Origin of the sequence: Sphingomonas sp. Root720 (assembly GCF_001428605.1) — a bacterium.
Taxonomy (GTDB): domain Bacteria; phylum Pseudomonadota; class Alphaproteobacteria; order Sphingomonadales; family Sphingomonadaceae; genus Rhizorhabdus.
The window spans coordinates 167,908-179,792 of the sequence record NZ_LMID01000013.1; the positions used below are offsets into that span (position 1 = coordinate 167,908).

At 67.4% G+C, this 11,885-nt stretch carries 15 protein-coding genes; 10 read left to right on the top strand and 5 right to left on the bottom strand.

Going from position 1 to position 11,885, the window contains the following annotated elements:
• Positions 1-69 precede the first annotated feature (69 nt).
• Positions 70-1,251 (top strand): hypothetical protein, encoded by a 1,182-nt coding sequence (locus ASE22_RS18200; protein ID WP_156397131.1) that lies wholly within the window; start codon positions 70-72, stop codon positions 1,249-1,251.
• Positions 1,248-1,595: a hypothetical protein gene (locus ASE22_RS18205; RefSeq protein ID WP_056363031.1), complete on the top strand. Its 348-nt coding sequence runs from the start codon at positions 1,248-1,250 to the stop codon at positions 1,593-1,595. The genes ASE22_RS18200 and ASE22_RS18205 overlap by 4 nt, the downstream gene beginning before the upstream one ends.
• A gap of 36 nt (positions 1,596-1,631) precedes the next feature.
• Here ASE22_RS18205 and ASE22_RS18210 read toward each other — a convergent pair whose 3' ends face one another.
• Positions 1,632-2,042 carry a hypothetical protein gene (locus ASE22_RS18210; protein WP_056363034.1) on the bottom strand — a complete coding sequence of 137 codons (411 nt, stop codon included), beginning with the start codon at positions 2,040-2,042 and terminating at the stop codon, positions 1,632-1,634.
• A gap of 147 nt (positions 2,043-2,189) precedes the next feature.
• Between ASE22_RS18210 and ASE22_RS18215 the strand changes: the two genes are divergently transcribed.
• Positions 2,190-2,390, top strand: coding sequence for a hypothetical protein (locus tag ASE22_RS18215; RefSeq protein ID WP_156397132.1), 201 nt, complete (start codon positions 2,190-2,192; stop codon positions 2,388-2,390).
• A gap of 12 nt (positions 2,391-2,402) precedes the next feature.
• Here ASE22_RS18215 and ASE22_RS18220 read toward each other — a convergent pair whose 3' ends face one another.
• Positions 2,403-3,173 (bottom strand): helix-turn-helix transcriptional regulator, encoded by a 771-nt coding sequence (locus ASE22_RS18220; protein WP_235536282.1) that lies wholly within the window; start codon positions 3,171-3,173, stop codon positions 2,403-2,405.
• 110 nt (positions 3,174-3,283) lie between these two features.
• On the opposite strand from ASE22_RS18220, the gene ASE22_RS18225 reads away from it, so the two are divergent.
• The 4 genes from ASE22_RS18225 (at position 3,284) to ASE22_RS18240 (ending at position 6,658) form a co-directional block, all read left to right on the top strand.
• Positions 3,284-4,243 (top strand): MBL fold metallo-hydrolase, encoded by a 960-nt coding sequence (locus ASE22_RS18225; protein WP_056363040.1) that lies wholly within the window; start codon positions 3,284-3,286, stop codon positions 4,241-4,243.
• 5 nt (positions 4,244-4,248) lie between these two features.
• Entirely contained in the window at positions 4,249-5,820 is a 1,572-nt protein-coding gene (locus ASE22_RS18230; protein ID WP_056363043.1) for an FAD-dependent oxidoreductase, read from the top strand.
• 1 nt (position 5,821) lies between these two features.
• A complete protein-coding gene (locus tag ASE22_RS18235; protein WP_056363046.1) occupies positions 5,822-6,013 on the top strand; it encodes a DUF2783 domain-containing protein in 192 nt (63 codons plus the stop codon).
• A gap of 96 nt (positions 6,014-6,109) precedes the next feature.
• On the top strand, positions 6,110-6,658 hold the full coding sequence (locus ASE22_RS18240) for a glutathione peroxidase (protein ID WP_056363049.1): 549 nt from the start codon (positions 6,110-6,112) through the stop codon (positions 6,656-6,658).
• Positions 6,659-6,666: 8 nt separating this feature from the next.
• Here the strand turns inward: ASE22_RS18240 and ASE22_RS18245 are convergent, their stop codons facing one another.
• The 3 genes from ASE22_RS18245 to ASE22_RS18255 form a co-directional block, all read right to left on the bottom strand.
• Complete coding sequence (locus ASE22_RS18245; RefSeq protein ID WP_056364085.1) at positions 6,667-7,095, bottom strand: group II truncated hemoglobin; 429 nt, start codon at positions 7,093-7,095, stop codon at positions 6,667-6,669.
• Between the two features lie 96 nt (positions 7,096-7,191).
• A complete protein-coding gene (locus ASE22_RS18250) occupies positions 7,192-8,454 on the bottom strand; it encodes a nucleotide sugar dehydrogenase (protein WP_156397133.1) in 1,263 nt (420 codons plus the stop codon).
• A gap of 64 nt (positions 8,455-8,518) precedes the next feature.
• Positions 8,519-9,544, bottom strand: coding sequence for an SDR family oxidoreductase (locus ASE22_RS18255; RefSeq protein ID WP_056363055.1), 1,026 nt, complete (start codon positions 9,542-9,544; stop codon positions 8,519-8,521).
• Between the two features lie 113 nt (positions 9,545-9,657).
• Between ASE22_RS18255 and ASE22_RS18260 the strand changes: the two genes are divergently transcribed.
• Genes ASE22_RS18260 through ASE22_RS18270 form a run of 3 tightly spaced genes read left to right on the top strand, consistent with a single transcriptional unit; the run spans position 9,658 to position 11,823 of the window.
• Positions 9,658-10,644 (top strand): agmatine deiminase family protein, encoded by a 987-nt coding sequence (locus ASE22_RS18260; RefSeq protein WP_056364087.1) that lies wholly within the window; start codon positions 9,658-9,660, stop codon positions 10,642-10,644.
• 13 nt (positions 10,645-10,657) lie between these two features.
• The gene (gene aguB, locus ASE22_RS18265) at positions 10,658-11,506 is read left to right on the top strand and encodes an N-carbamoylputrescine amidase (protein ID WP_056363057.1); all 849 of its coding nucleotides are present in this window, start codon (positions 10,658-10,660) and stop codon (positions 11,504-11,506) included.
• Between the two features lie 26 nt (positions 11,507-11,532).
• Entirely contained in the window at positions 11,533-11,823 is a 291-nt protein-coding gene (locus ASE22_RS18270; RefSeq protein WP_056363060.1) for a putative quinol monooxygenase, read from the top strand.
• Positions 11,824-11,885: the final 62 nt, after the last annotated feature.

An 11,885-nucleotide genomic window follows, 5' to 3' on the forward strand; every position in this document is an offset into this window, starting at 1 on the left:
ACTGGATGCAAATAAATAAAATGAATACTTAAGTATAAATACAGTGAATCGCGCTTATTCTGTGCTGTTATGCACTTTTTTTATTATATCTTTCATCTACTTACCGAAAACCAAAAAGTAGATCGGGAAATCATGCTTTCAAAATATGCCCTTCTCTCCGGGGCCGCGCTATGCCTTTCGAACATCGCGAGTGCGCAATCGAGCCAAACCTGCCCTGCCGGCGCCACCAATTGCACGATCAGCGTGCAGGACGCGGGGCATAACTCGCTGACCGCGACCGCGGACAACAGCACTACGACGAGCTCGATCGCCGGGACCTCGTCCGCGAGCAACCAGAGCGGCAACACGGTCGCGCCGGTGTTCGACAATTCGGCGCAAACCACGCAGAACGCGACCACGACGACGGGCTCGATCGGCTCGAGCAGCACCGGCAATATGTCCCAGAACGACAACGCGAGCAGCGCCACCAACGGCAACCAGACCATGGGCCAGTCGAACACCGGCACATCGACGAACACGCTCGGCGGCAGTTCGTCAGGCGGCAACACTCTCTCAACGGGTGCCAGCACCAGCAACACCGGCGCAAGCACTAGCAGCACCGGCGCCAGCAATGCCTATCTCGGCGGCAACAACCAGGCGAACGGGAGCGCGTCGACCGTCGGCGCGACGACATCGAGCTCGGGCGGCAACATGCTCGGCAGCGATGCGAGCAACAGCGGCGGCAACAGCGCAACCAACGTCGATGCTTCGGACCACAGCGTCTATCGCTCCAAGGCGATCTTCATCCCGCCGGTCGTCCCGGGCACGCCGCCATCACAGCTGGCTGTCGGCAACATCATCAAGGAGACGTCCGCTTGCGGGCCGCTGCAGCGCATCGTGCGGCAGCAGGTCTACGGAACCTTCATTGGTCTGTTCGGCAAGTCCTCCGTACCGCAGGGCTTCAGCGACGATATCGAGCCCTATCGCGACGATGCCGGCAATACGGTCGATTATCGCATGGAACGGATGGCGGATGGCGACATACGCATGTTCGGCCATCAGGTTGTGATGTTCACCACCGTGATCGGTGTCGCGAGCAACCGTAACATCGCCCTGGGTGGCGGCGGTGGCGGCGGAAGCTGGGGCCAGGGGGGAATGGGCTCGTCGAGTTCCAACCAGCGCCTGGTTACCAACATCCAACTGCGCGATTGCGAGATCGGGACGATGCGCACCGTATTGGTGGAAGTGCCGCCAAAGCCGATCCGACATTGAGCGTCGTCGTCAGCCTGAGCCTGGCGACGATCTGTTTTCTCGGCCAGTGCTATCCAGCACTGGTCGGGGACACGACGCCGACCGGCCATTATCGCCTCGCCGAACGGCGGGTACTCACCCCGGGTTATGGGGGCGACGTGCTGAGCTTCAAGGAAGGACCGAGCGATGTGTTTGCCATCCATCGCGTATGGCTCGGCGCCCCTCGCGAGCATCGGCTCGAGCGGCTTGCGTCGTCGGAGGTGGAGCGCCGGCGGCGGGTGACCGGCGGGTGCGTCAACATCGCGCCCGAGGTTTATGCCAAGCTGGCGGACTGCTGCGCCAATTCGGATCTGGTAATTGAATAGTCGGCCATCCGCACCGACTCCCAAGCCGCCTCTCTCTCAGGCCTTCAACGCCGCGTCGCCCTTCAGCGCCTCCACTACCGTCTCGATCGAAACGCCGAACACCTTGGCAAGCCCCTCGACCGTCGCCCCGCGTTTCGCCAGCTCGCGCATGCGGCCGGTGTCGACATTGGTCCGGTAGAGGCGGACGTCGCGAACGACCTTCTGCTCGCCGGTCCGGGCCAGCGATCCTGACGCACGCCGCTTCGGCCGCCCCTCGCGGTCGGCGGCGAGGGCGGCACGGCGCGCCTCGTCCTCGGCACCGCGCGCCGCGCGGGCCTGTTCGCGCTGGCGGGCGGCCTCGTCCCGGTCGGCCGCGCGGCGCTCGCTACGGGCTTGCGCGGCTTCGGCGCGCTCCGCCGCCCGGCGGTTCCGTTCCTCTTCGCGGCTGCGCGCCCGCTCGTCGTCCATCGCCCTCGTCCACTTCCCAGTTGCCCGCACGCGGGGCTCGCCCGGTCGCAATCGGGCGGCCTTGTTCGGATCATTCATCAATCAGTCAACGAAAATCCTTATGGCTGGACTTGCCCCGGACATCGCAAGCGAACAAAGATAATGTTGATGAAACAGACAGATAGAATTCCCGACACGATCCCGCAGGAGATCGGGGACGAATCCTCCTACTTCCTGCTGCGGGCTCGGCAGGAAGTCGAGCAGGCCGCCGTAGCCGCCGGTCCGGAAGCCGTCGCCGCCCACCGCGAACTGGCCATGCTCTATTCGGTCAAGGCTCTGCTCGCCCATGCCGACGACGACGACGCCTGAAGCCGCCCCCGGTCAATCGAGGATCGCGGGCAGGAACTCGCTCACGCCGGAGAAGCCGTAGCGCTGATAGGCGCGCTGCCGATAGGTGAGCACGGTCGCGCGCCCGATGCCCAGTTCGGCGGCGATCGCGTCGGCGCTGCCCCCCGCCAGGGTTCGCGCGCAGACCTGCAACTCGCGGCCGCGCAGGTCGGGATAGAAGCGGGCGAGTCGCTGCTCGAGCCGCTCGGCAAGGCTGGCCGAGGGTTGATGCGGCTTCTGCGCGATCGCCGACAGCGCCACGCTGGCGAGCGCCGCCAGCCGCGCCGCGCCCTGCCATTCGGCGGCGCCGCGCCGGTACATGCTGAGGAACAGGCTTTCGTCGCTGCCCCGCCAGCCGAAGCACAGCTTGTCGGCGAAGGCGGGCTTGTCGAAGCAGATCGCCCGATAGTCGGGCAGCAATATCTGGCTGGCATGGACCCGCCGCGCGAACACCGCGCCGACCGGGGTTTCCGCCCAGATGCCGCGCGCCGGATCGTCGCGGTAGAAACGCCGGGCAAAGATCTCCGCCCGCTCGTCCGACCGATCGAGCCCGCTCGACGACGCCACAACCTGCGGCTTGCCGTCGGCGCCGATGCGATAGGCGAAGACTTCCTCGACGACGTCGTAGCGCTGCGCGGCATCGAGCAGGACGTCGCCGAACGCCTCGCGGCCAGCCGCCTCTATCAGCGAGGCGCCGATCCTCGGGTCGACAGGTTCGGGCAATCCGCTCCACGTCATGGCGGCTTCATACCAGCCGCGCGGCACGCGGGCGAGTCCCTGTCCATAGCTCTATGGACAAGGGGTCGGTCGGGCGCGCGCTATACCCGGCCAGGACAGATCGCCCGCCAGCGCGCGGGACATGACAGGAGACGGATATGGCCAAGCCCTTCGCATCGTCGGCCGACCTTGCCGAAAAGAAGGAAACTCTCGAAATCCTCGCCGACGGCGTCTACGCGCTGACCGCAGAGGGCGATCCCAATGTCGGCGCGATCGAGGGCGAGGACTTCCTGGTCTGCTTCGAGGCCCGCGCAACCCCGGCTGCCGCGCGCGACTGGCTGGCCAAGCTGCGCGAGCATAGCGACAAGCCGATCAAATATCTGGTGCTGACCCATTATCATGCGGTCCGCGTCCTGGGCGCCAGCGCCTTCGGCGCAGAGCATATCATCACCAGCGAGCGGACCCGCAAGCTGATCGAGGAGCGCGGCCAGCAGGATTGGGACAGCGAATATGGCCGCATGCCGCGCCTGTTCAAGCAGCCCGAGGAGATCCCCGGCCTGACCTGGCCGACCGAGACCTTCGCGGACAGCTACAGCATCGAGCTGGGCGGCGACCGCGGCAGGATCGACCTGCAATTCTGCGGGCGCGGGCACACCGCCGGCGACATCGTCGCCTGGCACGAGAAGAGCAGGACGCTGTTCGCGGGCGACCTGGTCGAGGCCGAGGCGGCGCTCTACACCGGCGACGCCTTCCATTTCGACTGGTCGTCGGGCACGCTCGACAAGGTCAAGGCCTATCGGTCCGAGAATCTGATCGGCGGACGTGGCGCGGTCGCCAGGGGCGTCGCGGCGACCGACGCTGCGGTCGAGCAGACCCGCGAGTTCCTGAAGGTCATGATCGAGCAGACCGGCGCGGTCCACAAGCGCGGCGGCACGCTGAAGGAGGCGTTCGAGGCCACCCATGCCGCGCTCGGCCCGAAGTTCGGCCGCTGGCCGATCTTCGAACATTGCCTGCCGTTCGACGTGCAGCGCCTGTGGGACGAGTTCGACGGCATCGACTGGCCGCGCATCTGGACGATGGAGCGCGACCGCGAAGTCTGGGACCTGCTGCAGGGATAAGCGCGATGACCGACGTCCGTTACGGGCACGTCTGGCGCAGCATCGGGCCGACCCCACGGCCCGCCACGACGGCCGAAGAGGTGCCCGTTGTCGTCGCGGGAGCCGGCCCGGTCGGCCTCGCCATGGCGCTCGACCTCGGCCGCCGGGGGCACCGCGTCACCGTGCTGACCCGGCTCGACTATATCGCGGGCGGCTCCAAGGCGATTTGCTTCTCGAAGCGCTCGCTCGACATCATGGACCGGCTCGGCGTCGGCGACCGGATGGTCGAGAAGGGCGTGACCTGGAACGTCGGCAAGGTGTTCTGGAAGGACCGGGCCGACCCGGTCTACCAGTTCGACCTGCTGCCGGTGAAGGACCAGAAGCGGCCTGCCTTCATCAACCTCCAGCAATATTATGTGGAGGAATATCTAGTCGACGCGCTGGCGGCGCTACCCAATGTCGACATCCGCTGGGGGCACGAGATACGCGGCGTCGCCCCGCGCGACGAGGGCGTGGCGATCGAGGTCGGCACGCCCGAGGGGGACTATGCGATCGACGCAGGATGGCTGATCGCCTGCGACGGCAACCGCTCGCCGATCCGGACCATGCTCGGCCTCGACTTCGAAGGGCGGGTCTTCGAGGATAATTTCCTGATCGCGGACATCCGCATCAGCGAGGACCGCCCGGCCGAGCGCTGGTTCTGGTTCGATCCCCCCTTCAATCCCGGCAAGTCCGCGCTGTTCCACCGCCAGCCCGACGACGTCTGGAGGCTCGACTTCCAGCTCGGCTGGAACGTCGACCGCGAGGAATGCCTCAGGGACGAGAATGTCGAGCGCTACATCCGGGCGATGCTGGGCCCCGACGTCGCGTTCGAGAAGGAATGGTACAGCATCTACACCTTCCAGTGCCGCCGCATGGCACGCTTCGTCCACGGCCGAGTCCTCTTTGCCGGGGACAGCGCCCATCTGGTGTCGCCCTTCGGCGCGCGCGGCTGCAACGGCGGCTTCGCCGACATCGACAATCTCGGCTGGAAGCTCGACCTCGTCCTCGGCGGGGCGGACCCGGCGCTGCTTGAGAGCTATAATGAGGAAGCGATCGTCACAGCGGACGAAAATATCCTGAACTCAACACGTTCGACCGATTTTCTTACACCCAAGAGCAGCGTGAGCGAGGCCTTTCGCGACGCGGTGCTCGAGCTGGCGGCGGAGCATGGCTTCGCCCGGCCGATCGTGAACTCGGGCCGGCTTTCGACCGCGATCAGCTACCCCGACAGCAGCCTCAATACCCCGGACGACGACGCGTGGGACGGCGGTATCGCGCCCGGCTCTCCCGCGATCGATGCACCGCTCGGCAACGGGTGGCTGCTCGGCGGGCTCGGCGATCGCTTCGTGCTCCTGCGTGCGGGCGGCGGCGAGTCGCCGCCCGAAGGCATCGATATCCTCGAACTCGACGACGCTCCGATCGCGCTCGCCCGCTACGGCCTGGGAGCGGGCGGCGCCTATCTGATCCGGCCCGATCACTATGTCGCGGCGCGCTGGCATCGAGCCGATGCGGCGAAGATCGCCCGCGCGTTGGCGCGAGCCAATCGAGGTTGCTGAGATGAACCTTATCCTCACCCCCAACCTCGCCGATCCCGACGGCGTCTATGAGAAGCTGATCGCGCTCCACGAGGGGCGCGACGAAGCTGACAGCCATCGGATCAACGCGCGGCTGATCCTGATCCTGATCAACCATATCGGCGACAGGGAAACGATCCTGGAGGCGATCGAGGTGGCCGGCGGGGACGCCTGACGCCGTTCCCTCCGTCGGAACGACGCGAGAGGATGGGTTGCGCGCCCGGCCGCTCCATCCGATACCGGCGCCCGTCCACCCAAGAGGAGAGTCGCAATGGCCACCGAGATCCAGCAGGTTCCGCTCAAGACGATCGCAGGCGACGACGCCACGCTCGGCGATTATGCCGGCAAGGTGCTGCTGGCGGTCAACGTCGCGTCGAAGTGCGGCCTGACTCCGCAATATACCGCGCTCGAGGCACTGTACGGCGCGTACAAGGACAAGGGCTTCGCGGTGCTAGGCTTCCCGGCCAATAATTTCGGCGCACAGGAGCCGGGCACCGAATCCGAGATCCAGCAATTCTGCACGACCAATTACGGCGTCGATTTCCCGATGTTCGCGAAGGTCTCGGTCAAGGGCGACGACCAGCACCCGCTCTATGCCAAGCTCGTCGCCGCACAGCCGGCCGCGACCTTCAAGGACGACGGCTTCAAGCAGAAGCTGGCCGGCTACGGCATCGTGCCGGAGAATGACACCGACGTGTTGTGGAATTTCGAGAAGTTCCTGATCGCCAAGGACGGCACCGTCGCGGGCCGCTTCGCCCCCGACATCGCCCCCGACGACGCGATCATCACCGACGCGATCGAGGCCGAGCTGGCCAAGTAAGCCGCCGGTCAGCCGCCGACCGGCTCGACCCGGACCATCGCCAGCGCCATGCCCTCCAGGGCATCGGCCATCTGGCGGCCAAGGTCCGGGTCGCCGGCATCGCGGCTTCCGGCCGCATCGGCGATCGCGAGCCGCATCGCGTCGGCCCATTGCCGGGCGGTGGCCGGGCTCACCGCGATCGCGCCATGCAGCGACATCACGCATTTGCCGGGGTTGTCCGCGAACCAGTCGCGCGGCCCGCCGAGCCAGGCGGCGAGGAAGCCCGCCAGCGACCGGCGCATCGGCTCCAGGTCGGGGCCATGCAGCGCGCGCAATGCGGCGAAGCGGCCATCCCCGTCCATCAGGTCGTAGAAGCGATCGACGATCGACCGAACTACCGCCGCGCCGCCGATGCGATCATAAGCGCTTTTTCCCGTCCCGATCCCGCCATCGGCCATGCGATCCTCCATCCCTCGGAAGATCGCTTCTGCGCCCGCCGGCCTGCTTGCCGCATTGACGCGGATCAAGGCGCCCGGTGCCGGGTACGCCTTGCGTCAGAGCGACCAGCGCCGCACATGGGCCGGAAGGTCGAGCTTGCTCCACATGCCCTTGAGATCGGCGACCAGTCCGTCCTCCTTCACCAGCCCGGCGAGGCGGTCGGCGGCGATCCCGGCATAGTCGGCGTGCGACACCGCTCCGATCACGACATCGTAGCGCGTGTCGAGCGCATCGCCCGCCAGGTCGACGCCATATTCGTGCCGCGCCTCGACCGGGTCGGCGAGCGGATCGTGGATGACGACCTCGTGCCGCAGCCATTCGAGCCGGCGGACGACGTCGATCACCCGCGAGTTGCGCAGGTCGGGGACGTTTTCCTTGAAGGTCAGGCCGAGGACCAGGATGCGTGATCCGCTGGCGACCTTCTCGTGGATCTGGTCGGCGATCCAGGCGCCCATGCCGTCGTTGATCCCGCGCCCCGCCAGGATGACGCGCGGATAATGGCCGAGCTGCTGGGCAAGGTAACTGAGATAATAGGGATCGACGCCGATGCAGTGGCCGCCGACGAGGCCGGGCACGAAGCGCAGGAAGTTCCACTTGGTCCCCGCCGCCGCCAGCACGTCCCAGATCGAGATGCCGACCTTGCCGAAGATCTGGGTGATCTCGTTGACGAAGGCGATGTTGATGTCGCGCTGGGCGTTCTCGATCACCTTGGCCGCCTCGGCGACCTTGATCGACGCCGCGCGGAAGGTGCCGCCCGTGGTGATCGCCCCGTACATCGCGCAGAGCGTGTCGAGCACCGCGGGATTCTCGCCCGCCACCACCTTGGTGATGCGGTCGACGGTGTGCTCGCGGTCGCCCGGGTTGATCCGCTCGGGGCTGTAGCCGAGGAAGAAGTCGGTGCCGCGCCGCAGCCCCGACAGCTTCTCGAGCTCGGGCCCGCACAGATCCTCGGTCACGCCCGGATAGACGGTGCTCTCATAGACGATGATCGTGCCGCGGCCGGGCTTGAGCACCGAGGCGACGGCGCGGGTCGCCGACATGACCGGGCCGAGATCGGGCCGGTTGGCATGGTCGACCGGGGTCGGCACGGTGACGATGACGACGTCGGCGTCGGCCGCCTCGCCGATATCGGTGGCCAGCGCCAGCGACGAGGCGGCAAGCGCCTCGGCGGTCAGCTCGTTGGTGCGGTCATGCCCGCGCCGCAGCTCGTCGACCCGGCCCTGGTCGATATCGATGCCCACCGTCGGAAAATGCCTGGCCAGCGCCGCCGCGAGCGGAAGGCCGACATATCCGAGCCCGATCACCGCAATCCGGCTCATCCCGTTTCCAACGCTCACGCCACGCCCCCCAAGTCTGCCTGCCCCGGCCGTCCGGCCGCCTGGACTATCGCGCTACCTTGGCGAGTTGGCGATACCAAGGCAATGCCTCGTCCAGCCCCTCGGCGATCCGGTGGGTCGGCGCATAGCCGATCAGCTGCGCGGCGGCCGTGGTGTCCGCCAGCGAATGGCGCACGTCGCCGGGGCGGAAATCGCCATGCTCGGCCGCACGCCGATAGACGATCCCGTCGCCGCCCAATGCCCCGCGCAGCAGCTCGAACAGCTGGTTGAGGCTGGTCCGGTCGCCGACCGCGACGTTGAGCAGATGCGCCTCGCCGGCGGGCGCGAACAGCGCCGCGCGCAGATTGGCCTGCACCGCATTGGCGACGTAGCAGAAGTCGCGGCTCGTCGCGCCGTCGCCGTTGATCAGCACCGGCTCGTCGGCGATCATCGCGGCGATCCAGCGCGGGATCACCGCCGCATAGGCGCCGTTCGGATCCTGGCGCGGGCCAAAGACGTTGAAATAGCGCAGTCCCACCGATCCGAAGCCGTAGCTGCGGCGATAGACCTCGGCGGTCAGCTCGTTGTGGAGCTTGGTCAGCGCATAGGGCGACAGCACCCGGCCGATCCGCCCCTCGACCTTCGGCAGGCCGGGCTCGTCGCCATAGACCGAGCTCGACGAGGCGTAGACGAAGCTCGCCACCCCGGCGAGCCGCGCCGCGTCGATGACGTTGGCGAAGCCGGTGGCGTTGGTGTCGTGCGAGGCCAGTGGATCGGCGATCGAGCGCGGCACCGAGCCCAGCGCCGCCTGGTGCAGCACATGGTCGACCCCGGCGACCGCCGCCGCGCAGGCCGCGCGATCGCGGATGTCGCCCTCGGTGAAGGCGAAGCGCCCCCAGGCCTCCTCGCCCACCCGGCCGCGCACGTCGTCGAGGTTGCTGCGATGGCCGGTCGCGAAATTGTCGAGGCCGCGCACCCGCTGCCCGGCCGCGAGCAGGGTCTGGACCAGATGCGAGCCGATAAACCCGGCCGCGCCGGTCACCAGCCAATGCGCCTGACGGGAACGAAGTGCCTGATCAAGGTCCATGGTCATGCGCGACGCCTAGCCGATCTTTGCGCCGGCGGGAATTGGCGATGGAGCGCCTCGTTCGCTTCGCGCGATATTCCTCCTTTGAACCGTCACGCGCGATCGCTATCTGGCGCGGCATGACCAATTATCGCCAGCCCGCCGAATGGGCCCCGCACGACGCCGTCTGGATCGGCTTTCCGAGCCACCCCGAGCTGTGGGAGGACGACCTGGAGCCAGCCCGCGCCGAGGTGATCGCGTTCGCGCGCGCCGTCCATGCCGGCGGCAAGGGCGAGACGGTGATCCTCGTCGCCGCCGACGGGGCCTCGGCCGACCGCGCCGCCGAGCTGGCGGGGGACGCGGCGCAGGTGATCGTCGAGCCGTTCGGCGACATCTGGCTGCGCGACACCGCGCCGATCGTCGTCCGCGGCGGCGACGGGCGCGCCGCGACCGATTTCGGCTTCAACTGGTGGGGCGGCAAATATGCGCTGCCCGGCGACGAGAGCGTCGGCGCGCGCCTGGCCGCCCGCACCGGCTTCCCGGTCCGCACCCGCGACTGGATCTTCGAGGGCGGCGCGATCGACGTCGACGGCGCCGGCATCGGCGTCACCACCGAGCAATGCCTGCTCAACCCCAACCGCAATCCCGGGCTCGACCGCGCCGCGATCGAGGACCGCCTGACCGAGGGGCTGGGCGTCGAGCGGCTGCTGTGGCTGGGCGACGGGCTGGCCAACGACCATACCGACGGCCATGTCGACAATCTCGCGCGCTTCGTGGCGCCGGGGGTCCTCGCCATTCCCGAGCCGGCCGGCAACGACGATCCCAATGCGGCGGTCTATGCCGATGCCCGCGACCGCGCGCGCGCGTTCGGGCTGGAGGTGGTCGCCATCCCCTCGCCCGGCGCGGTCGAAAGCGACGGGGAGATCATCCCGGCGTCCTACATGAACTTCTACGTCGGCAACGCCACGGTGGTGGTGCCGCTCTATGGCGCGGCCAATGACGAAGCGGCGGTGGCGGCGATCGCCGCGCTGTTTCCGACCCGGTCGGTTGTCGGTTTCCGCGCCGATCATATATTGACCGGCGGCGGCAGCTTCCACTGCATCAGCCAGCAGCTCCCGGCCGCGTGAGGACCCCAAGGACATGACCCAGATCAGCGTGGCGGCGCTCCAGCTCGCCTTCAGCGACGACATCGACGCCAACATAGCCGAGGTCTCCAAGCTCGTCCGCGAGGCCGCGGCCAGGGGTGCGCAGGTCGTGCTGCCGCCCGAGCTGTTCGAGGGCCATTATTTCTGCCAGGTCGAGGACGAGGGCATGTTCGCCCGTGCCCGGCCGACCGCCGAGCACAAGGCCGTCAGGGCGATGCAGGCGCTGGCCGCCGAGCTGAAGATCCACATCCCGACCAGCTTCTTCGAACTGGACGGGCAGCATCACTACAACAGCCTGGCGATGATCGATCCCGACGGCAGGATCATGGGCGTCTACCGCAAGAGCCACATCCCCGACGGGCCGGGCTATGAGGAGAAATTCTACTTCCGCCCCGGCAATACCGGCTTCAAGGTGTGGCCCGCGCGGGACACGACGATCGGCGTCGGCATCTGCTGGGACCAATGGTATCCCGAAACCGCGCGCACGATGATGCTGATGGGCGCGCAGATCCTGTTCTACCCGACCGCGATCGGCAACGAGCCGCACGATCCCGAGCTCGACACCAGCCGGCTGTGGCGGCGCGCTATGGTCGGCCATGCCGTGTCGAACGTCGTGCCGGTCGTCGCCGCCAACCGGATCGGCACCGAGAACGGCCAGACCTTCTACGGCCACAGCTTCATCTGCGACCAGCGCGGCGACCTGCTGGCCGAGTTCGGTGCGACCGAGACCGGCGTGCTGGTGGCGACGCTCGACATCGACCTCGCCAAGCGCCATCGTGCCGCCTTCGGCTTCTTCCGCGACCGGCGGCCCGAACTCTACGGACGGCTGGCCGAGGACATCTGAACGACAATGATATCGAAGGAGGGCATATGACGACGGCACGGCTCTACATCATGCACGCCAAGGAAGGCTACGACGCCGCGCTGGAAACCGCGCTGCGCGACCTGGCGACGGCGGTCGTCGCCTTTCCGGGCTCCGAGGGCGCCGAGGTGCTGCGCGACGCCGGCAACGAGCGGCGCTTCGTCCTCATCGAGAAATGGGCGAGCATCGAAGCGCATGAGGCGATCAAGGCGGACTTCAAGAAGCTGCCGATGGGCCCCCTGATGGACGCGCTCGACGGTCCGCCGGACGGCTCCTACTACGACTATCTCGTAAGGTAGCGTCCCGTATCTCCGTCATTTCAGCGCAAGCTGGAATCTCGCTGCCTTCATCCGATCCGAGC